The 19,455-nt window shown below is 63.7% G+C and carries 23 protein-coding genes and 1 tRNA gene; 13 read left to right on the top strand and 11 right to left on the bottom strand.

Annotation, left to right across the window (positions count from 1 at the left end):
- Window positions 1-95 precede the first annotated feature (95 nt).
- The 3 genes from V5B60_RS06840 to V5B60_RS06850 all read left to right on the top strand — a co-directional run bounded on the left by V5B60_RS06840 (window position 96) and on the right by V5B60_RS06850 (window position 3,833).
- Window positions 96-1,301: a pyridoxal-dependent decarboxylase, exosortase A system-associated gene (locus tag V5B60_RS06840; protein WP_332346303.1), complete on the top strand. Its 1,206-nt coding sequence runs from the start codon at window positions 96-98 to the stop codon at window positions 1,299-1,301.
- 242 nt (window positions 1,302-1,543) lie between these two features.
- Entirely contained in the window at window positions 1,544-2,749 is a 1,206-nt protein-coding gene (locus tag V5B60_RS06845; RefSeq protein WP_332346304.1) for a DegT/DnrJ/EryC1/StrS family aminotransferase, read from the top strand.
- Window positions 2,750-2,975: 226 nt separating this feature from the next.
- Window positions 2,976-3,833: a GNAT family N-acetyltransferase gene (locus V5B60_RS06850; RefSeq protein WP_332346306.1), complete on the top strand. Its 858-nt coding sequence runs from the start codon at window positions 2,976-2,978 to the stop codon at window positions 3,831-3,833.
- Window positions 3,834-3,928: 95 nt separating this feature from the next.
- Here V5B60_RS06850 and V5B60_RS06855 read toward each other — a convergent pair.
- From V5B60_RS06855 to hisC, 10 genes are all read right to left on the bottom strand, one after another.
- A tRNA-Pro gene (locus V5B60_RS06855) sits at window positions 3,929-4,005 on the bottom strand.
- 37 nt (window positions 4,006-4,042) lie between these two features.
- Entirely contained in the window at window positions 4,043-4,408 is a 366-nt protein-coding gene (locus V5B60_RS06860) for a MerR family transcriptional regulator (RefSeq protein ID WP_332346307.1), read from the bottom strand.
- The gene (locus V5B60_RS06865; RefSeq protein ID WP_332346308.1) at window positions 4,392-4,700 is read right to left on the bottom strand and encodes an integration host factor subunit alpha; all 309 of its coding nucleotides are present in this window, start codon (window positions 4,698-4,700) and stop codon (window positions 4,392-4,394) included. The genes V5B60_RS06860 and V5B60_RS06865 overlap by 17 nt, the downstream gene beginning before the upstream one ends.
- A gap of 6 nt (window positions 4,701-4,706) precedes the next feature.
- A complete protein-coding gene (gene pheT, locus V5B60_RS06870; RefSeq protein ID WP_332346309.1) occupies window positions 4,707-7,082 on the bottom strand; it encodes a phenylalanine--tRNA ligase subunit beta in 2,376 nt (791 codons plus the stop codon).
- A gap of 28 nt (window positions 7,083-7,110) precedes the next feature.
- Window positions 7,111-8,157: a phenylalanine--tRNA ligase subunit alpha gene (gene pheS, locus V5B60_RS06875; protein WP_332346310.1), complete on the bottom strand. Its 1,047-nt coding sequence runs from the start codon at window positions 8,155-8,157 to the stop codon at window positions 7,111-7,113.
- 51 nt (window positions 8,158-8,208) lie between these two features.
- Window positions 8,209-8,568, bottom strand: coding sequence for a 50S ribosomal protein L20 (gene rplT, locus V5B60_RS06880; RefSeq protein ID WP_034939521.1), 360 nt, complete (start codon window positions 8,566-8,568; stop codon window positions 8,209-8,211).
- An 11-nt stretch (window positions 8,569-8,579) separates the two neighbouring features.
- Window positions 8,580-8,777: a 50S ribosomal protein L35 gene (gene rpmI / locus V5B60_RS06885; protein WP_034898199.1), complete on the bottom strand. Its 198-nt coding sequence runs from the start codon at window positions 8,775-8,777 to the stop codon at window positions 8,580-8,582.
- 116 nt (window positions 8,778-8,893) lie between these two features.
- Window positions 8,894-9,445: a translation initiation factor IF-3 gene (infC, locus tag V5B60_RS06890; RefSeq protein ID WP_434735364.1), complete on the bottom strand. Its 552-nt coding sequence runs from the start codon at window positions 9,443-9,445 to the stop codon at window positions 8,894-8,896.
- Complete coding sequence (gene thrS / locus V5B60_RS06895) at window positions 9,442-11,358, bottom strand: threonine--tRNA ligase (protein WP_332346312.1); 1,917 nt, start codon at window positions 11,356-11,358, stop codon at window positions 9,442-9,444. The genes infC and thrS overlap by 4 nt, the downstream gene beginning before the upstream one ends.
- Before the next feature lie 411 nt (window positions 11,359-11,769).
- The gene (hisC, locus tag V5B60_RS06900) at window positions 11,770-12,852 is read right to left on the bottom strand and encodes a histidinol-phosphate transaminase (protein WP_332346314.1); all 1,083 of its coding nucleotides are present in this window, start codon (window positions 12,850-12,852) and stop codon (window positions 11,770-11,772) included.
- Between the two features lie 153 nt (window positions 12,853-13,005).
- On the opposite strand from hisC, the gene hisB reads away from it, so the two are divergent.
- From hisB to tatC, 10 genes are all read left to right on the top strand, one after another.
- Window positions 13,006-13,593 carry an imidazoleglycerol-phosphate dehydratase HisB gene (gene hisB / locus V5B60_RS06905; protein WP_332346315.1) on the top strand — a complete coding sequence of 196 codons (588 nt, stop codon included), beginning with the start codon at window positions 13,006-13,008 and terminating at the stop codon, window positions 13,591-13,593.
- Window positions 13,593-14,252 carry an imidazole glycerol phosphate synthase subunit HisH gene (gene hisH, locus V5B60_RS06910; RefSeq protein ID WP_332346316.1) on the top strand — a complete coding sequence of 220 codons (660 nt, stop codon included), beginning with the start codon at window positions 13,593-13,595 and terminating at the stop codon, window positions 14,250-14,252. The genes hisB and hisH overlap by 1 nt, the downstream gene beginning before the upstream one ends.
- A gap of 48 nt (window positions 14,253-14,300) precedes the next feature.
- Window positions 14,301-15,044, top strand: a complete 744-nt coding sequence (hisA, locus tag V5B60_RS06915) for a 1-(5-phosphoribosyl)-5-[(5-phosphoribosylamino)methylideneamino]imidazole-4-carboxamide isomerase (RefSeq protein ID WP_332346317.1) — start codon at window positions 14,301-14,303, stop codon at window positions 15,042-15,044.
- Window positions 15,045-15,087: 43 nt separating this feature from the next.
- Entirely contained in the window at window positions 15,088-15,849 is a 762-nt protein-coding gene (gene hisF / locus V5B60_RS06920; protein WP_332346318.1) for an imidazole glycerol phosphate synthase subunit HisF, read from the top strand.
- A complete protein-coding gene (hisI, locus tag V5B60_RS06925; protein ID WP_034939548.1) occupies window positions 15,846-16,250 on the top strand; it encodes a phosphoribosyl-AMP cyclohydrolase in 405 nt (134 codons plus the stop codon). The genes hisF and hisI overlap by 4 nt, the downstream gene beginning before the upstream one ends.
- Window positions 16,247-16,567 (top strand): phosphoribosyl-ATP diphosphatase, encoded by a 321-nt coding sequence (locus V5B60_RS06930; RefSeq protein WP_034893375.1) that lies wholly within the window; start codon window positions 16,247-16,249, stop codon window positions 16,565-16,567. The genes hisI and V5B60_RS06930 overlap by 4 nt, the downstream gene beginning before the upstream one ends.
- A gap of 3 nt (window positions 16,568-16,570) precedes the next feature.
- Window positions 16,571-16,921, top strand: a complete 351-nt coding sequence (locus V5B60_RS06935; protein ID WP_332346320.1) for a histidine triad nucleotide-binding protein — start codon at window positions 16,571-16,573, stop codon at window positions 16,919-16,921.
- Between the two features lie 86 nt (window positions 16,922-17,007).
- On the top strand, window positions 17,008-17,253 hold the full coding sequence (gene tatA, locus V5B60_RS06940) for a Sec-independent protein translocase subunit TatA (protein ID WP_332346322.1): 246 nt from the start codon (window positions 17,008-17,010) through the stop codon (window positions 17,251-17,253).
- Between the two features lie 84 nt (window positions 17,254-17,337).
- Complete coding sequence (tatB, locus tag V5B60_RS06945) at window positions 17,338-17,745, top strand: Sec-independent protein translocase protein TatB (RefSeq protein ID WP_332346324.1); 408 nt, start codon at window positions 17,338-17,340, stop codon at window positions 17,743-17,745.
- A gap of 7 nt (window positions 17,746-17,752) precedes the next feature.
- On the top strand, window positions 17,753-18,613 hold the full coding sequence (gene tatC, locus V5B60_RS06950; RefSeq protein ID WP_332346325.1) for a twin-arginine translocase subunit TatC: 861 nt from the start codon (window positions 17,753-17,755) through the stop codon (window positions 18,611-18,613).
- A 30-nt stretch (window positions 18,614-18,643) separates the two neighbouring features.
- Here tatC and V5B60_RS06955 read toward each other — a convergent pair whose 3' ends face one another.
- Window positions 18,644-19,453 carry a class II glutamine amidotransferase gene (locus tag V5B60_RS06955; protein WP_332346326.1) on the bottom strand — a complete coding sequence of 270 codons (810 nt, stop codon included), beginning with the start codon at window positions 19,451-19,453 and terminating at the stop codon, window positions 18,644-18,646.
- Window positions 19,454-19,455: the final 2 nt, after the last annotated feature.

Consider the following 19,455-nt stretch of genomic DNA (forward strand, 5'->3'; position numbering starts at 1 on the left):
CCGGGCGCGAACCAGCAGCACACGACGATCCGACAACCCTGCAAGGCCAGCCACCGGTGACCAACAGCGAACGAACCCACCCTGCACACGCGCCGATGCACCAGTTCCCGGTCGTCGACGGCGAACTCGTCATCGGCGGCGTGTCCCTCAGCCGCCTCGCCGCGCGGGTCGGCCGAACGCCCTTCTACGCCTACGACCGGCGACTGCTGGAAGCCAGGGTGAGGGAGCTGCGCTCGTCGCTACCGGCCGGCTTGAAGCTGCACTATGCCATGAAGGCCAACCCGATGCCCGCTCTCGTCTGCCACATGGCGAGACTCGTCGACGGCATCGACGTCGCCTCGGCCGGGGAACTCAGGGTGGCCCTCGATGCCGGCGCCGATCCAGCGGAGATCAGTTTTGCCGGTCCGGGAAAGGGTCCCGGCGAACTGCGACAGGCAGTTGCCGCCGGCATCCTGATCAACATCGAGTCGCCGCGCGAGATTCCCGAACTGGTTGCGATCAGCAGCGATACCGGTTGCGCGGCGCGCGTCGCCGTCCGCGTCAATCCCGACTTCGAGCTGAAGAGTTCGGGCATGAAGATGGGGGGCGGAGCCAGGCAATTCGGGGTGGACGCCGAACAGGTGCCGGAACTCCTCGCCGAGATCGGCCGCAGCGGGCTGGGTTTCGAGGGTTTTCATCTCTTCGCCGGGTCGCAGAACCTGCGTGCCGAAGCGATCGTCGAAGCGCAGTGCAAAAGCTACGAACTGGCCCTCGAGCTCGCTCGCTTCGCGCCAGCGGAGATACGCTTCCTCAATCTGGGTGGCGGCTTTGGCATTCCCTATTTCCCGGGCGAGAATCGCCTCGATCTGGCGACGGTCGCCGCAGGGTTGTCGGTGATCGCAGAGCGCGCGGCGCGGGAGTTGCCAGCTGCCCGTCTGGTCATCGAACTTGGCCGCTATCTCGTCGGCGAGGCCGGCATTTATGTCACCCGGATCATCGATCGCAAGCTGTCACGCGGTCAGGTCTTCCTCGTCGTTGATGGCGGGCTGCATCACCATCTTGCGGCCTCGGGCAATTTTGGCCAAGTGATCCGCAAGAACTACCCGGTGACGATCGGCAACCGGATCGGCGCGCCGACCAGCATCGCGGCTTCGGTCGTTGGCCCGTTGTGTACGCCGCTCGACCTGCTCGCCGATCGCATGCCGCTGGCCGATGCCCAACCGGGCGATCTGGTGGTCATCTTCCAGTCCGGTGCGTACGGCTTCTCCGCCAGCCCACAGAGTTTCCTCGGTCATCCCTCCTGCGTCGAGATCATCGTCTGAGCGCCGTTCGCAGTCAGGCGCTGCTCGCGAACGAAGCCACACCGGCCCACCACCGCCTCCATGCGACACATCCCAAAAGCCTCTGACTGCCCTCGCCGGCGAGCCATCACCGTACCGCCGCGCCACCGATCGTTCAGCCCGGGTCGGCGCGACGGCAGTCAGCGCCGCGCCGCGCAACGGGCGTCTGCAGCCTGGGCACCTGGGCACGCTGGCAGGCAAACGCCACGGCGTCGGAGCGGCGCGTGACGGCCCGCGGCGAACCGGGACAGCTGCCCCGCACGCCCTTGCTCGACTGGTCGAGCTTTGCCGGCTCAAGGCGTCTGACTGGCGTACACAGCATCGACGATATCGCCAACAACTGCCTGACAACCAGCGGTCGGGCCGCGATCTACCTTGCCTTGCTGCAATTGCGCCTGAACCCGGGCAGTCTGGTCCTGATTCCCAGCTATCATTGCCCGACGATGGTGGCCCCGGTGATTCTGGCCGGACTGCGGGTAGCCTATTTCGGCATCGGCGCCGACGGCCTGCCGCAACTCGGAACGATCGATGCTGCAACCGCGGCGCGCGCGAAGGCCATGCTGGTATCGCACTATTTCGGCCTTGCGCGATCGCTGCGAGAGGTGCGTGAATGGTGTGATGCAAGGCAGATTGCGCTGATCGAGGACTGTGCCCACTGCTATTTCGGCAATGCCGGTGAGCGGCCGGTAGGCACCTGGGGCGACTTCGCGACGGCCAGTCTGTCGAAGTTCTTCCCGGTCCCCGAAGGTGGTGTATTGGCCTCGGCGAAGAGGCCGATCGTTTCTCCTCACCTCACGCCACAGGGACTGAGAGCGGAGGTCAAGGCCTGGGCCGACGTGCTGGAGTCGGCTGTGATTTTCGGCCGCCTGGCGGGTACCCGCTGGCTTCTGGCGGGGCTTTTCGCGATCAAGAATCAGATCCACCGCAACCGGGCTGAGCAGCCACTGGAGGAGTCGACGGCTCCGCCCGACATGATGGTCGCCTGTGACATGGGGCGGATCAACCGAACACCCGCCTCGACTGCGGTCGCGCTGCAGAAGCTGTTGCCACGTGGACGAATCATTGCCCGCCGCCGAGCCAACTATGCCGCCTACGCACGGCATTTCCGTCAGATCGAGGGAGCATTCCCCCTCTACCCTCACTTGGCCGACGACGCCGTTCCCTACGTCTTTCCGCTCTGGGTCAACGACGCCGACCGTGTGTATCACAGCCTGCGGGCATTGGCTCTGCCGGTTTTTCGTTGGGACCGGATCTGGCCCGACACACCCACCCTGGCGGACGACGTCGGGCCTTCCTGGAGCCAGCACGTGCTGCAACTGCTCTGCCACCAGGACCTGGGCGAAGCTGACGTGGCACGTACAGCGCTCGCGACGCTCGCTCTGCTGTCATCAGAGGGCCAACCTCCAGCCGGCGGTGCTGGCCAGAAATAGAAAGGTGCTCGCGAAGATGCCACCATCACTCGCAATTGTCTGGCAGAACCTACCGGCAGCAGTGCTGCAGCAGGAGCACGGCCCGTCTTTCGACTGGGACCGCTTGAACCTGCGGCGCGGAAGTCTTCCCTTCCTCGGTTCTGACGCCATCGCGGCTGCCCTCGACTCTTTTGGTACGGGCAGCGAAAGGCTGCTTGTCGGCCGACAGGGGCAGAAAATCGTGGCCATGTTCGTGCTTGTGCGAACCTCCGCCGCCGGATGGCAGACGTACCAGCCATCACAGCTGCCCCTCGGCGCCTGGGTGGCCGATGACACACTGCCGCTGCTTGACCTCGCACGCAGCCTGATTCGCGGGCCGCTCGGCTCCTGCCTCTTGCTGTCGGTCACGCAGATCGATCCACTGCATGCCGCGCGTTCGCCCGACAGCGCCGACAGCCAGAGCAGCGACTACATCCGCACCGCCTGGACCGAGCTCCAGGGCAGTTTTGCCGAATACTGGAACCAACGCGGCAAGAACCTCCGCCAGAACATGCGCAAGCAGAGGAACCGGCTGGCTGCAGAGGGGATCAGCGGAAGACTTCGCGTCCTCGACCAGCCGCGGGACATGGCGGCGGCAATCGAACGTTATGGCGCACTCGAGAGCGCCGGCTGGAAGGCGGACCGGGGTACCGCCATTCATCCCGACAACGCACAAGGGAAGTTCTATCGCCGCCTGCTGGAGTACGCGGCGAGGCGAGGCGAGGCCGTCGTCTTCGAGTACCTGTTCGACGACCGGGTCGTCGCCTCCAACCTGTGCCTGCGACGCGATGAGGTCCTCGTCATTCTGAAGACGACCTACGACGAGTCGATCCAGTCGTACTCGCCAGCGTTCCTGCTCAGCCAGGACGCGATCGAGCTCCTTTACCACGAGGGCCGGGTGCGGCGCATCGAGTACTATGGCCGGATGATGGAATGGCACAGCCGCTGGACCGAAACCTCACGTGTCCTCTATCACCTGACCCTGTATCGCTGGCCGCTGCTGCTGCAGCTTGCCGCATGGCGCCGGCGGCGAAGACAGGCAGTGGAGTCCCGGTCCGGCCACTGAGCGCGGGCGATTGGCGAGCCTGCAAGAACGGACAACGGGAAACGAAAGACCGGCTCGTGGCCGGTCGTTTCATCGCTGCGATTGACGGATTCAAATGGTCGGGGCGCCGGGATTCGAACTCGGGACCCCTTGCACCCCATGCAAGTGCGCTACCAGGCTGCGCCACGCCCCGACGAACTTGGGATTATACCCGAAAACGAGCCCACGACTCAGGGACGCAGGATTTCGGCGATGCTCAGCAGTTCGACCCGCACCTCCTCGAGCGTCAACGCCGAAGCCTTGGCCGCCGCCTCGACCTCGGCATCTTCCAGGCGATTTCGGGCGCCGCTGATGGTGAAGCCCTGGCTGTAGAGCAACTCGCGTATACGCCGCACCAGCAGGACTTCGTGGTGTTGATAGTAACGACGGTTGCCACGCCGCTTCACCGGTCGAAGCTGCGCGAACTCCTGCTCCCAGTAGCGCAGGACATGCGGCTTTACGCCGCAGAGTTCGCTCACCTCACCGATCGTGAAGTAGCGTTTGGCGGGAATGGCCGGCAACGGCTCCGCAGCCGGATCTCTATGACTCGCTTCCATCGTAGGTGTGCTCCACCTCGGACTTCAGTTTCTGGCTGGCGTGAAAGGTCACCACCCGCCGCGCGGTGATGGGGATTTCTTCGCCAGTTTTTGGATTTCGACCTGGGCGCTGCGGCTTGTCCCGCAGCTGGAAATTGCCAAACCCGGACAACTTGACACCGTCACCCCGTTCGAGTGCGTTCCGGATTTCCTCAAAGAACGCCTCGACCATGTCCTTGGCCTCGCGCTTGTTGAGACCGACCTTGTCGAACAACAAGTCGGCCAGTTCCGCCTTGGTCAGCGTCATTCCCATCCCTTCTCAGACGCGAAGCTGCGCTGCGAACGCCTGCTGCAGATAGGCCACCAACTGCTGCATGGCGGCGTCCACTTCAGCCTCAAGCAAGGTCTTGTGAGTATCTTGCATCACTATGCGGAAGGCAAGGCTTCTCTTGCCAACTTCGACACCCCGCCCGACGTAGACATCGAACAGCCGAATGTCACTGACGATCGCCGGTCGATGGGCGCTCAAGGCATCGAGCAGCTCCTGCAACTCGAGCCCTTGGTCGACGACGACTGCCATGTCGCGGATGACGACGGGCTGGCGCGAGCCCTCGACGTATTGCGGCAGCCGAGCCTGCAGAACGGGATCGAGGTCGATCTCGAAGAGCACCGGTGCCAGCGGCAACTCGAATTTCTGCTGCCACTGCGGGTGCAGTTCGCCGATGCAGCCGATCGCCTGCCCATCGAGCAGAACCCGCGCGCTGCGCCCCGGGTGCAGTGCCGGGTGTGCGGCCACTGCGAAGCGAGCCGCAAGCGGCGCGAGCAGAAGTTCCAGATCCCCCTTGACGTCGAAGTAGTCAACATTGCGCGTCGCACAGCCCCACTGTTCCGGCAGCACCGGGCCGTAGGCGAGCGCAGCGAGCCTCCATGGCTGGCGAAACCCAGGAACAGGACCACCCAGCGGATCGCGAAAGAAGCAGCGGCCCGTTTCGAAGACACGTACCCGGCTTTGTCGACGTCTGAGATTCGTCGCCACGTTGGCCAGGAGCCCGCCAAGCAGCGACGAGCGCATGACGCTCAACTGACTCGCGATCGGATTGGCCAGCCGGATCAAGTGCTCGTTGCCGGCGAGGTCTCGCTCCCAGGCTTCTTCGACAAAGGCGAAGTTGATCACTTCCTGATAGCCACAATCAGTCAGCAACTGCCGCACGCGCGCCACCGGTCGCGCCTGCTCCCGCTGCGGCAGCATCGACAGAGTTGCCCGCGGCAAGGCCGCAGGGATGTTCTCGTAGCCGTGCAGGCGGACGATTTCCTCGATCAGGTCTTCCTCAATCTCGATATCGAAGCGATGACTGGGTGGTGTGACGATGAAATCCTCTGCATCCCTGACGAATGAAAGCCCGAGGCGACGAAACAGCTCCCCGATGCGCGCCGGCGAAACATCCAGGCCCAGGACCTTGCGCACGCGGTGCGGGCGCAGACGGACAGGGGGCCGCTGCGGCAGGGTGGCCAGCGCGTCCGTCACCGGACCGGCGACGCCACCACAGATGTCCAAAACCAGGCGCGTCGCACGTTCGAGGGCACGCCGTGTCGCAGCGAAATCGACGCCGCGCTCGAAACGATGAGCGGCATCCGAAACGAAACCGTAGCGCCGCGCGCGGCCGGCGATCGCCTTCGGGGCGAAAAAGGCGGCCTCCAGGAAGACCTCGGTTGTCGCCAGGGTGATGCCACTGTCCTCACCACCCATGATCCCGGCCATCGCGAGCGGTCGTCGCTCATCGGCAATCAGCAGAATGTCATCCTGCAACTCCACCGCCTGTTCGTTGAGCAGCTTGATCGTCTCGCCCGCCCGCGCCATGCGTGCATGAATGGCACCTGCGAGCTGCTGGTTGTCGAAAGCGTGCAGCGGCTGGCCGACTTCCAGCATCACGTAGTTGGTGATATCGACCAGTGCCGAAATCGGGCGCAGACCGCTGCGCTCGAGACGCCGCCGCATCCACGGCGGTGTCGCAGCGGCCGCGTCCACTCCGGCGATCACCCTGCCGCAGTAGCGTGGGCAGGCAGCCGGAGCGTCGAGGACGACTGCGCGTTCACTGGTGATGCCCACCGCCACCTCAGCGACCTCGATGTAGCTCGCTGGCGCGCCAGTCAAGGCGGCAACCTCGCGCGCCACACCTTCGAGCGACAGGCAGTCCGCCCGGTTGGGAGTCAACTTCAGCGTCAGCATGCGATCATCTAGATCGAGGTGACGGCGGAGATCCTCCCCCACGGGAGCTGCAGGATCCAGGAGCAGCAATCCTGAAGCGTCGTCACTGATGCCCAGTTCCCGTGCCGAGCACAGCATGCCATGAGAATCAACGCCGCGAACCTTGCTGATCCTGATCTGCAAGCCGCCGGGAAGCTCGGCGCCGACCAAGGCACAAGGCACCTTGCTGTTCGCCACGACGCTCGGCGCGCCGCAGACGATCTGCAGCAGATCGCCGGCGCCAACATCCACCCGGCACAGGCGCAGCCGATCGGCGTTCGGATGGGGGTCGGCGCTGACGATCTGTGCGACGACCACCCGGCTGAAGGCAGGAGCGACGCGATCTTCCTCCTCCACCTCAAGGCCGGCCATCGTCAGAAGGTGCGAGAACTCCTGTCCATGACATGCGGGGTCTACGAAACTGCGTAGCCAGGATTCAGAGAATTTCATGCCCAGTCGCGGGGAGAAGCGGTCGCCATCAGACGAACTGGCGCAGGAAGCGCAGGTCGCCATCGAAGAACAGGCGCAGGTCATTGATTCCGTAACGCAGCATGGTGAGGCGATCGGGACCCATGCCGAAAGCGAATCCAAGGTAGCGCTCGGGGTCGATATTTACGTGACGCAGGACGTTCGGGTGAACCATTCCGCAGCCAGCGATCTCGAGCCAGCGCCCCTTGTGCGTACCGCTCATGAATGCCATGTCGATTTCTGCCGATGGCTCGGTGAAGGGGAAGAAGGAAGGCCGGAAACGCACTTGCAGGTCGTCGTTCTCGAAGAAACGACGCAGGAAGTCGGCGATGACACCCTTCAGATCAGCAAAGCTGACGTCCTCGCCGATCCACAGTCCTTCGACCTGATGGAACATCGGCGAATGCGTCGCATCGGAATCCACGCGATAGACCCGCCCCGGCGCAATGACCCGGATCTCGGGCATCGTTGCCAGAGCCGCATGGCGGGCGACATGCGCCTGCATGTAGCGCACCTGGATCGGGCTGGTATGGGTGCGCAGCAACACTCCCTTGGCAAGAGCTCCGGACTCGTCCTGCAGGTAAAAGGTGTCGTGCATCGACCGCGCCGGATGGTCCTCGGGCGTGTTCAGGGCGGTGAAGTTCTGGAAATCGGCCTCGATCTCGGGGCCGTCGGCGACCTCGAAGCCGATCGAACGGAACAGGGATTCGATCCGTTCGAGCGTCCTCGTCACCGGATGCAGACCGGCGCGTCGCTGCCCGCGACCAGGCAGGGTCACGTCGAGCGCCTCCTCAGCCAGCCGGGCGTTCAGGGCCATTTTCCGGATTGCTTCACGACGCGCGCTGAGAGCGCTTTCAACGCTCACCTTGGCGTGATTGATGGCCGCGCCGGTGGTCCTGCGCTCGTCCGGCGGCAGCTTCGCGAGAGCCTTGAGCAATTCGGTTATCTGTCCATTCCTGCCAAGATAGCCGGCCTTGATCTGCTCAAGCACATCGGCGTCGTCCGTCGCAGAAAAGGCCACGACCGCCGCCTGGACAATCTGATCGAGGTTGTGCATGCTTCACCAAAAAAAGGAGGCTCGCGCCTCCTTTACCGCGATTCGTCGAGCCTAGGGGGCAAGCCGGGCCTTGGCCTCGGCAGCGAGGGCAGCAAAGGCCGGCTTGTCGAACACGGCCAGATCAGCCAGGACCTTGCGATCCACCTCCACCTGCGCCTTCTTCAGGCCATTCATGAAGGTACTGTATTTCATGCCGAGTTCCCTGGCAGCCGCGTTGATGCGCGCAATCCAGAGGCTGCGGAACTGGCGCTTCCGCTGCCGACGGTCACGGTAGGCATACTGGCCTGCCTTCATCACCGCCTGTTTGGCGACACGATAGACGTTCTTGCGACGACCGCGATAGCCCTTGGCGAGGGCGAGAATCTTCTTGTGGCGCGCGTGCGCCGTTACACCACGCTTGACTCGAGGCATCGTCTATCTCCTTAGGCGTACGGCATCATGGCACGCACCACAGCCTTGTCAGAGGCGTGCACAGCGGTCATGCCGCGCAACTGGCGCTTGGTCTTGGTGTCCTTCTTCGTCAGGATGTGGCGCTTGTAGGCAAACGAGCGCTTGATGCGACCGCTCGGACTGATCTTGAAGCGTTTTTTCGCTCCTGTCTTGGTTTTCATCTTGGGCATTCGATGCTCCTGTTAATGACATGTTGCCAGGTGGCTCCCGACGGAAGCTCTTCGAACCCGGCACCACTTCTCCACACTGCACGACCCTTCGTGTCGGACGCAGTGGCTGCTGCAATCTAACGCTTCTTGTTAGGCGTCAGGACCATCACCATCTGTCGCCCTTCCATCTTCGGCATCTGCTCGACCAGTGCAAGCTCCTGCAGATCCGCCCTGATACGCTCGATCTGCCGCATACCGATATCCTGATGCGCCATTTCCCGGCCACGGAACCGCAGTGTGACCTTGACCTTGTCCTCTTCCTCGAGGAAACGCGTCATGTTGCGCAGCTTGATCTGGTAGTCGTTTTCATCGGTACCCGGACGCAGCTTCACTTCCTTCACCTGCACCTGCTTCTGCTTGAGCTTCTGCTCGTGCTGGCGCTTCTGCTCCTGGTACTTGAACTTGCCAAAATCGACGATCCGGCAAACCGGTGGCTGCGCCATCGGCGCGATCTCGACCAAGTCGACGCCAGCATCTTCGGCAAGCGCCAGAGCCGCCCTGACGCTCATGATTCCCAACTGCTCGCCGTCTGCACCGATCAGCCGGACTTCCGGCGCGTTGATTTCCTCGTTGACGCGTTGCGCTTTTTGCAGTGCGATGGTTCCACTCCTTCTTCCGACAAAAATCAGGCCGTGCCACTGCGCGCGGCAACTTCCTCAAGAAGCCGCCCAGTCAGAGCCTCGAGCGTCATCTGCCCGAGATCCCGCCCCCCGCGCGTGCGCACGGCCACCAGATTGGCTGCCACCTCCTTGTCGCCAACGACGACCTGATACGGCAGCTTGTTCATGCTATGTTCTCGTATTTTATAGGTAATTTTTTCGTTGCGCAAATCGGCCTCGACACGCAGCCCGGCAGCGCGCAACGCCGCCGCCACCTGCCTTGCATAGTCGCCCTGCTTCTCGGAAATATTCAGCACCACCGCCTGCATCGGCGACAGCCAGAGCGGCATGGCGCCGGCATAATGCTCGACGAGAATCCCGATGAAGCGCTCGAGCGATCCGAGGATCGCCCGGTGCAGCATGACCGGAATCTGGCGCTCGTTGTTTTCGCCAACGTAGTGCGCGTCAAGGCGCTGCGGCAAGGCGAAGTCCAGCTGCAGCGTGCCACACTGCCAGACGCGTCCAAGGCAGTCCTTCAGCGAAAACTCGATCTTCGGCCCGTAGAATGCGCCTTCTCCCGGCTGCAGGTCGTAGGCCAGCGCCTTCGCCGCCAGAGCCTCGGCCAGCGCGGCTTCCGCCCTGTCCCATGCCTCGTCGGATCCGATGCGCTTCGCCGGTCGCGTTGACAGCTTGACGAGAATCTCCGTGAATCCGAAATCAGCATAGATCCGCTGCAACAGGTCGATGAATGCCGCCGTCTCCGGCAATACCTGCTGTTCCGTACAGAATATGTGTGCGTCATCCTGCACGAAGGCGCGCACGCGCATGATGCCGTGCAGGGCACCCGATGGCTCGTTGCGATGGCAGGAACCGAACTCTGCCAATCGCATCGGCAGGTCACGGTAGCTGCGCAAACCCTGATTGAAGATCTGGATGTGCCCGGGGCAGTTCATCGGCTTGATCGCGTAGTCGCGGTTCTCGGAAGCGGTCGTGAACATGTTTTCCGCGTAATTCTGCCAGTGCCCCGATCGTTCCCAGAGCGACCGATCCATGATCATCGGCGTCTTCACTTCACAATAGCCGTTCTCCCCCAGAACCCGCCGAATGTACTGCTCGACTTCCTGCCAGATGGTCCAACCCTTTGGGTGCCAGAAGACCATCCCTGGCGCCTCGTCCTGCAGGTGGAAGAGGTCCAGTTGCCGCCCCAGCTTGCGATGATCGCGTTTCTCGGCCTCTTCGAGCATGTGCAGGTAGGCATCCTGGTCTTCCTTCCTGATCCAGGCGGTGCCGTAGATGCGCTGCAACTGCTCGTTGCGATGATCCCCGCGCCAATAGGCGCCAGCCAGCTTCATCAGCTTGAAGACCTTCAGTCGCCCGGTCGACGGTACGTGTGGCCCGCGGCAGAGGTCGACGAAGTCCCCTTCGCGATAGAGCGAGACGACCTGATCCGCCGGTATCGCATCGATCAGCTCCGCCTTGTAGTGCTCGCCAATCGACTTGAAGAACGCGACAGCCTGATCACGCGGCCAGACCTCCCTCTGAACCGGCAGGTCACGGCGCGCCAAGTCGCTCATCCGCCGCTCGATCGCGGCCAGATCATCGAGCGTGAACGGTCGCTCGAACGCGAAATCGTAGTAAAAGCCGTTCTCGATGACGGGTCCGATGGTCACCTGCGCCGAGGGAAAGAGTTCCTTCACCGCATAGGCCATCAGATGCGCGGTCGAGTGGCGAATGACGTCGAGTCCCTCGGCATCCCTGTCGGTTACGATCCCCAACTGGGCATCGCTGCTGATGAGGTACGAAGTATCCACCAGTCGGCCATCCACCTTGCCAGCCAAGGCGGCCCGCGCCAGACCGGCGCCAATCGCCTGCGCAACCTCGGCAACCGTCACCGGCTGCGCGAAATCCCGTTGCGATCCATCGGGCAGTGTGACCACCGGCATATTGCACCTCAGAAGAAAAAGATGGCAAAGCCCGAGCGCCGCTCTGGCTTGTGAGTGCACTACAAGCGCGCACCCGAAGACTCGCAACAACCGCCACGACGACCTGCCACAGGGTGGTTGGCGACCAGCCGGCAGGCGACCGCTCGGCCGCCGGTACCCACCCAGTCGCGAGTTGCGGCCGAGTCGTCCGCCAATTCCCGAGAACGGCCTCGCGCCCGGATTCTAGCACGCCCACTTCGGGCAGCGACAGAACCGGCGCCGCACAGCGACACTCCGCTGCAGCGGATGCACCCGGAACAGCATTTCGGCACCAGATTACGGATCCGCGCCCGCAGCTTCCTTGGCGCACGCCACCACCGCACTCCTGCCGTAGTACGCCAGCATCCCGGTTGCAGCCAACACGCTGCATGATCAGCACGCCGCGAGCAGTTCCCGCAAAGCCTGCAACAGCACGGCACACTGCTCATCGCTGCCAATCGTGATGCGCAGGTACTGTTCGATTCGCGGCAGCGGGAAATGGCGAACGATGATGCCCCTTTGCCGGAGTCGCGCCGCGAGTTCGCCGGCATCGTGCTGCGGGTGGCGAACGAAGACGAAGTTGGCGGCCGACGGCAGGACGCTGAAGCCAAGCACCAAGAGCGCCTCGCGCAACGCTTCGCGACTGCGGATGACCGCCCGCCGGGTCGCCTCGAAGTAATCTTCGTCGGCGATGGCAGCAACTGCTCCGACGATCGCCAGACGATCGAGCGGATAGGAATTGAAGCTGTTCTTGACGCGTTCGAGCGCTTCGATGAGATGTCTCTGGCCAATGGCGTAACCGACGCGCAGCCCGGCGAGCGAACGCGATTTGGAGAGCGTGTGCACGACCAGCAGGTTGGGATGTCGATCGACGAGGGCCACCGCCGACTCGCCACCGAAGTCCACGTATGCTTCGTCGACGACGACCACCGACTGCCGATGCCTGAGCAGCAGTTGCTCGATCGCCACCAGCGGCAGCAGGCAGCCGGTGGGGGCATTCGGGTTCGGGAAGATGATGCCCCCGTTTGCCGCCGCGTAGTCCTCGACGCGGATGCGAAAATCTTCGCTCAGCGGGACGGTCAGGTAGGCGATCCCGTACAGAGCACAATAGACGCGGTAAAAGCTGTACGTGATGTCGGGAAAGAGGATCGGCAGCTCGTGTCTGAGCAGAGCCATGAAGGCGAGCGCCAGCACTTCGTCGGAACCATTGCCGACGAAAACCTGCTCGCTGCCGATGCCGAACCTGCCGTGAAGAGTGGCAATCGCTACTCGCAGCCGCTCGGCATTGGGGTCGGGATAGAGCCGCAGCGAAGCACCGTCGGCGGCCAGTTCCCCGGCAATCGCCGCCACCACGTGTGGCGATGGCGGATAGGGGTTCTCGTTGGTGTTCAGCTTGACGAATTGCGGCAATCTCGGCTGCTCGCCGGGAACGTAGGGCGTCAAGCGATGAACGACGGAGCTCCAGTAGCGGCTCATGAAAGGCTGCTCGGCTAGGGTTCACGGAAAGCGCGAGATGTTATCATGCGCCCCTGTCGATCAGCGGACGATTGCCGATGGTCGCTGGCGCCCGGCGGCCTCATGCCGAGCGCACTCGTCAACACCCGACATGCCTCAGGCAATGGTATCGCGATGCGGCAAGCAGAAGTTTCCAGGCACACGCTCGAAACCCGGGTCGATGTCCGGCTGGATGTCGACGGCAGCGGGCGCGGCAGTTTCGCCACCGGCGTTCCCTTCCTTGACCACATGCTCGAGCAGATCTCGCGCCACGGGCTGATCGACCTCGACATCGCTGCCAGTGGCGACCTGCACATCGATGCCCACCACACGGTTGAGGATATCGGCATCACACTGGGCCAGGCGCTGGCGCGCGCACTGGGCGAGAAGCGCGGCCTGCGTCGCTATGGTCATGCCTATGTGCCGCTCGACGAAGCCCTGTCACGCGTGGTCGTCGATCTCTCCGGGCGGCCCGGCCTCTCCTTCCATGTCGGGTTCGTACGGCCGATGATCGGCGGCTTCGACGTGGACCTGATCCGCGAGTTCTTTCAGGGCCTCGTGAACCACGCCGCGCTGACGCTGCACATCGACAACCTGCGCGGCGACAACGCCCACCATCAGGCAGAAACAGTGTTCAAGGCCTTTGGTCGTGCGCTGCGAATGGCGGCGGAAGAGGACCCGGGTACCGCCGGCAGCGTTCCCTCGACCAAAGGCTCGCTGTGATGGCGAATGGCGCCAGACAGCCCGGCGCGATCGTCGTCGTCGATTACGGCATGGGAAACCTGCGCTCGGTGTGGCAGGCTCTCGTGCGTGTCGCCAACGGCCGCGAGGTGCTCGTCTCGGCCAATCCGGACGTGGTCCTGGCCGCCGAGCGCGTCGTCTTTCCCGGCCAGGGAGCGATGCCCGACTGCATGCGCGAGATCGACCAGCGCGGCTTGCGAGCGGCCGTTCTCGATGCCGCCCGCAACAAGCCCTTTCTCGGTATCTGCATCGGGCAGCAGATGCTCTTCGAGCACAGCGACGAGGGCGACGTGCCGGGACTCGGCATCCTGGCTGGGCGCGTCAGGCGCTTCCCGACGGCCGGCATGGTCGACCAGGCAGGAGCGCGGCTCAAGGTACCGCACATGGGGTGGAACGAAGTCTGGCAGAAGGGTGGGCATCCGCTGTGGACCGGAATCGCCGACGGCACCCGGTTCTATTTCGTGCACAGCTACTTCGTTGAACCCGCGGATACCGCATGTGTCGCGGCGACCACTCATCATGGCATCCACTTTACCAGCGTCGTCGCACGGGATAACATCTTCGCTCTGCAGTGCCATCCGGAAAAGAGCTCACCGGCCGGGCTCGTCATGCTGGCGAACTTTCTTGCCTGGAAACCCTGATCGAGCCGCCGTGTCTGATTTGTACCAACTCATTCTCTTGTCTCCGCCATGCTGATCATTCCCGCCATCGACCTCAAGGACGGACAATGCGTCCGACTCAAGCAGGGCCTCATGGACCAGGTGACCGTTTTCCCGAATTCTCCCCGCGACCAGGCGCGCCATTGGCTGTCGCAGGGCGCACGGCGCCTGCACGTGGTCGATCTCGACGGCGCCTTCGCCGGCAAACCGAAGAACGAACGGGCGATCAAGGAGATCGTCGAGGAAGTTGGCGACGACATCCCGGTGCAACTCGGCGGCGGCATCCGTGACCTCGACACGATCGAGCGCTGCCTCGATGACGGCGTCAGTTACGTCATCATCGGCACTGCCGCAGTCAAGAATCCAGGCTTCCTGCACGACGCCTGCGGCGCCTTTCCCGGCCACATCATCGTCGGCCTCGATGCCCGGGATGGCAGAGTGGCGGTCGACGGCTGGTCGAAGATGACCGGGCACGATGTCATCGACCTGGCGCGGAAGTATGAAGACTACGGCGTCGAGGCGATCATCTACACCGATATCGGGCGCGACGGCATGCTCTCCGGAATCAATATCGAGGCGACGGTCAAGCTGGCGCAGGCCCTGTTGATCCCGGTGATCGCCAGCGGTGGGCTGTCCAGCCTCGACGACATCCGGCGGCTTTGCGCCGTCGAGGCGGAAGGGATCAGCGCAACGATCGCCGGGCGAGCCATCTACGATGGTTCGCTCGACTTTGCCATGGCGCAGGCGACCGCCGATCAGGGTACGAAGACATGATCCGCACGGCCGTCGCCCGGCGTGCTGCCACCGGTAACTGACCTTGGCACTGGCCAAACGGATCATTCCCTGCCTCGACGTCACTGCCGGCCGCGTCGTCAAGGGCACCAATTTCGTTGATCTGCGTGACGCCGGCGATCCGGTGGAGATCGCCCGTCGTTACGACGAGCAGGGCGCCGACGAGGTCACCTTCCTCGACATCACGGCGTCGTCCGATCAGCGCGACATCATCCTGCACGTCGTCGAGGATTGTGCGGCACAGGTCTTCATTCCATTGACGGTCGGCGGCGGCGTACGTTCCGTTGCTGACGTCCGTCGCCTGCTGAATGCCGGTGCGGACAAGGTGAGCATGAACACCGCAGCGGTCGAGAATCCCGACTTGGTCGCCGAGGCGTCGGCCAAGGTGGGCAACCAGTGCATCGTCGTGGCGATCGATGCGAAACAGTCGGCGCCCGGAGTCTGGCAGGTCTACACGCATGGCGGCCGCCGCAACACTGGCATCGACGCCGTCCAATGGGCCCGCCGGGTGCAGGAACTCGGTGCCGGCGAAATCCTGCTCACCAGCATGGATCGTGATGGCACGCGCAGTGGCTTCGACCTGCCGCTGACGCGTACGATTGCGGACGCGGTCGACATCCCGGTGATCGCCAGCGGTGGAGTCGGAAATCTCGAACATCTGGCCGAAGGGGTCGCGCAGGGACACGCCGACGCCGTGCTGGCCGCAAGCATCTTCCACTTCGGTGAATACACGGTTCGACAGGCCAAGGACTACCTGCGCCGGCACGGCATCGAGGTCCGGCTGTGAGCGACCTGGACCCGGGCAAGGACTGGCTCGAGGCGTTGCAGTGGGATGCCCAGGGGCTCATGCCGGCGATCGCACAGGATGCCGCAAGCGGCCGGGTGCTGATGTTCGCCTTCATGAACCGGGAGTCGTTGCAAGCAACGGTTGACAGCGGCAGCGCGGTATACTGGTCGCGTTCGCGTCGGCGGCTGTGGCGCAAGGGCGAAGAATCGGGACACGGGCAACGGGTCCAGTCGATTCGTACCGACTGTGATGGTGATGTCCTTCTGCTGTCGATCGAGCAGCAGGGAGGCATTGCCTGCCATACCGGCCGCGAGAGCTGCTTCTTCTATCAACTGCAGGGCAACGCCTGGGTCGCTGTCGACCCGGTGATCAAGGCGCCCAGGGACATATACGGCAAATGAACATGGATATGCTGCACCGGATCTCCGAAACGCTGCTCGAACGTCGCAGGGCAGACCCGGAAACCTCGTATACCGCACAGTTGATGTCCAAGGGGCCGGACTCGATCCTGAAGAAGATCGGCGAGGAGTGTGCCGAGCTGATCATGGCCGGCAAGGAGGGGAACCGGCTGCATGTGGTCTGGGAATCGGCCGACGTGCTGTACCATATCATGGTCCTGCTTGCCTTCCACGGTCTGTCGATCGAGGACGTCCTGCAGGAGATGCGGCGCCGCGAAGGCATCTCGGGAATCGACGAGAAGAAGTCACGGAAGGGCTGAGCGATGGAGGACTGTCTCTTCTGCCGCATCGTCGCTGGACGGATTCCGGCGCGCAAGGTTTTCGAGGATGATGAGATCCTCGCTTTCCACGACATCAACCCGGCGCGGCCGGTGCACCTGCTGGTGATCCCGAAGCGACACATCACTTCGCTGGCGACGGTCGACGACGCCGACATCCCGGTCCTCGGCCGCATGCTCGCGGTAGCCAACCGGCTGGCTGCCGAGCAGGGCAGCCCGGACGGTTTTCGCGTGATCATCAATACGGGCCGCATCGGGCATCAGGAAGTGCAGCATCTGCACGCCCACATCGTCGGGGGTCCCGATCCCGTGGGACCCATGCTCAAGCGCATCTGACGGCGCCTTCGACCGCCTGATGGCACGCAGGCACGGGATGGTGCTGCGCGCCGGGGCATCAACATTCACCTCATGGGAGGCCTGACATGGGCTCTTTCAGCATCTGGCACTGGTTGGTGGTCCTGATCATCGTTCTCCTGATTTTCGGCACCAAGAAGCTGAGAAATCTTGGCGCCGATCTCGGTGGCGCGGTGAAAGGATTCAAGGACGGGATCAAGGACGCAGCAGGCGAGGACAAGGCGGCCGAGCCGGCCGCCCCGGCGGCGCCACCACCACAGGTGGCGAGCGGTCAGACGATCGAGGGCGAGGTCCGGGAAAAGACCCGTAGCTAGAGCGCAACGGGATCGTGCGACGGCCACGGCGCCCGCCCGCTCACTGGCCTTTCCTATCGCCTGCGGCCACACGGATGAACGCACATGTTTGATATCGGCTTCTCCGAGCTGATGCTGATCGCCGTCGTCGCGCTGGTGGTGATCGGGCCCGAAAGGCTGCCGCGAGTCGCGCGCACCGCCGGGCATCTGCTCGGCCGCCTGCAGCGCTACGTCAGCACCGTCAAGTCCGATATCAGCCGCGAAATGCAACTCGATGAGCTGCGCCGCTTGCAGAGCGAGATCCAGGAGTCGGCGCGCAGCGTCGAGAACAGTCTGAGCAGCGAGATGCAGGCGGCGAAGCAGGCGCTCACCGTGACGGCCGAGGCCGTCAGCAGCGACCTGCAGAGAGCGCAGGCGGATGTGCCGACGGCGCCGTCGCCGGCCGTGGCGCCGGTCTTGGCCGACCCTGATGGAGCAGCGGTCGATCGCGGCAAGCCAGGGCCGAGTGCCTGATCCGACGATGAACCTGCCCGAAGATTCATTCCTATCGCATCTCGTCGAACTGCGTGACCGCCTGATCCGTTCCCTGCTGGCGATCGGGATCGTCTTCCTCTGTCTCGCCCCCTGGGCGCAGGACATCTACGCGCTCCTTGCGCATCCCTTGCTGGCCAAGCTGCCGCAAGGCGGCCAGATGATCGCCACGGACGTCATCGGCGTCTTTCTGGTGCCGATGAAGGTGGCGCTGATGGTCGCCTTCCTGATCGCGCTGCCCTACGTACTCTATCAGATCTGGGCTTTCGTCGCGCCCGGGCTCTATGCGCACGAGAAGCGACTGGCATTGCCGCTGGTCGGCGCCAGCATCGTGCTCTTCTTCGTCGGCATGGCCTTCGCCTACTTTCTCGTATTTCCGACGGTATTCGGTTTCATGGCGTCGGTGCAGCCCGAGGGTGTTGCCTGGATGACCGACATCGAGAAGTACCTCGCCTTCGTCCTCACCACGTTCATTGCCTTCGGCGTGACTTTTCAGGTGCCGGTGGCGGTGCTCGTTCTGGTGCAAGCCGGTATCGTCGACGTCGAAAAGCTCAGGGAATGGCGTCCGTACGTCATCGTCGGCGCCTTCGTCATCGGCGCCATTTTCACGCCGCCGGACGTCATCTCGCAGTTGATGATGGCGGTCCCGCTCTGCCTCCTCTTCGAACTGGGCCTGCTGCTTGCACGCTTTCTGCACCGCCGGCCCGCGCCCACGGCGAGTGACGACGGTTCCGCGGCAACGGCAGTCAGGCACGAGAGCGGCGAGTGGAAGCCGGCGTCCAGTACCGAGATGGACGCGGTCAGCGGGGACACCGACCGACAGCAGGCCGAACGCAAGCCGAATGCCTGATCCCGCGCGGCTGCCGACAGAGCCCGCGGGTCAGGTCGGCGGCCGGGACTCAGCTCCGGCAATCGTCTGGCGATGGCCGACCGGAGCGCCTTCGGCAAACAGCCACAGGCTGCCGCTGGGCATCGTCGTCCAGGACTCGTTGTCGGTCAGCGGCACCGTGGCAATCACCGCCACTCGATCGTCGGGAGTCGTGACGGCACTGAAGTCGATGCTCAGATCCTGGTCACGAAGATGGGCGACGGCAAAGGGTGCCTGGCGAACGATGAAACTCAGTTGCGTCGAACAGTGGGCGAAGAGACAGTCGCCATTCGACAGAAGATAGTTGCAGGCACCACGCGCCCCGAGATCCAGCGTCAGGTGATGCAGCTCGTCGAACAGCTCAGCCTGGCCGGGCGCAGATCTGCCGAAGCGCCGCCGCAGTTGTTGCAGCAACCAGCAGAAGGCGCGTTCACTGTCGGTCTGACCGACGGGAGTGTAGCTGCCGTCGAGAGTGGGGGCAAAGTCGGGCAGGTTGCCGTTGTGGGCGAAGATCCAGTAGCGTCCCCAGAGTTCGCGCATGAAGGGGTGCGTGTTCTCGAGCGCGACGATTCCCTGCGTCGCCTTGCGAATGTGGGCGATGACGTTCTTCGAGTGGATCGGGTAGCTGCGTACGAGTTCGGCGACCGGCGACACGGCTGAAGGCTGCGGATCGAGGAAGAAGCGCATGCCGCGCCCCTCGAAGAAGGCAATGCCCCAGCCATCGGCATGCACGTCGGTGGCGCCACCACGCGCCTGGAAACCGGCAAAGGAGAAGCAGATGTCCGTCGGCACGTTGCAGTTCATCGCCAGCAGCTGACACATCG

The organism is Accumulibacter sp. (assembly GCF_036625195.1).
Classification (GTDB): domain Bacteria; phylum Pseudomonadota; class Gammaproteobacteria; order Burkholderiales; family Rhodocyclaceae; genus Accumulibacter.

Coding starts and splice junctions, on each gene's coding strand:
- hisB (WP_332346315.1), top strand. CDS start 13,006: ATGCGGCAAGCAGAAGTTTCCAGGCACACGCTCGAAACCCGGGTCGAT.
- V5B60_RS06935 (WP_332346320.1), top strand. CDS start 16,571: ATGGAGGACTGTCTCTTCTGCCGCATCGTCGCTGGACGGATTCCGGCG.
- rplT (WP_034939521.1), bottom strand. CDS start 8,568: ATGCCTCGAGTCAAGCGTGGTGTAACGGCGCACGCGCGCCACAAGAAG.
- hisH (WP_332346316.1), top strand. CDS start 13,593: ATGGCGAATGGCGCCAGACAGCCCGGCGCGATCGTCGTCGTCGATTAC.
- rpmI (WP_034898199.1), bottom strand. CDS start 8,777: ATGCCCAAGATGAAAACCAAGACAGGAGCGAAAAAACGCTTCAAGATC.
- V5B60_RS06865 (WP_332346308.1), bottom strand. CDS start 4,700: ATGGGAATGACGCTGACCAAGGCGGAACTGGCCGACTTGTTGTTCGAC.
- V5B60_RS06860 (WP_332346307.1), bottom strand. CDS start 4,408: ATGGAAGCGAGTCATAGAGATCCGGCTGCGGAGCCGTTGCCGGCCATT.
- tatC (WP_332346325.1), top strand. CDS start 17,753: ATGAACCTGCCCGAAGATTCATTCCTATCGCATCTCGTCGAACTGCGT.
- pheT (WP_332346309.1), bottom strand. CDS start 7,082: ATGAAATTCTCTGAATCCTGGCTACGCAGTTTCGTAGACCCCGCATGT.
- pheS (WP_332346310.1), bottom strand. CDS start 8,157: ATGCACAACCTCGATCAGATTGTCCAGGCGGCGGTCGTGGCCTTTTCT.
- V5B60_RS06850 (WP_332346306.1), top strand. CDS start 2,976: ATGTTCGTGCTTGTGCGAACCTCCGCCGCCGGATGGCAGACGTACCAG.
- hisC (WP_332346314.1), bottom strand. CDS start 12,852: ATGAGCCGCTACTGGAGCTCCGTCGTTCATCGCTTGACGCCCTACGTT.
- V5B60_RS06930 (WP_034893375.1), top strand. CDS start 16,247: ATGAACATGGATATGCTGCACCGGATCTCCGAAACGCTGCTCGAACGT.
- thrS (WP_332346312.1), bottom strand. CDS start 11,358: ATGCCGGTGGTCACACTGCCCGATGGATCGCAACGGGATTTCGCGCAG.
- V5B60_RS06840 (WP_332346303.1), top strand. CDS start 96: ATGCACCAGTTCCCGGTCGTCGACGGCGAACTCGTCATCGGCGGCGTG.
- tatA (WP_332346322.1), top strand. CDS start 17,008: ATGGGCTCTTTCAGCATCTGGCACTGGTTGGTGGTCCTGATCATCGTT.
- hisA (WP_332346317.1), top strand. CDS start 14,301: ATGCTGATCATTCCCGCCATCGACCTCAAGGACGGACAATGCGTCCGA.
- V5B60_RS06955 (WP_332346326.1), bottom strand. CDS start 19,453: ATGTGTCAGCTGCTGGCGATGAACTGCAACGTGCCGACGGACATCTGC.
- tatB (WP_332346324.1), top strand. CDS start 17,338: ATGTTTGATATCGGCTTCTCCGAGCTGATGCTGATCGCCGTCGTCGCG.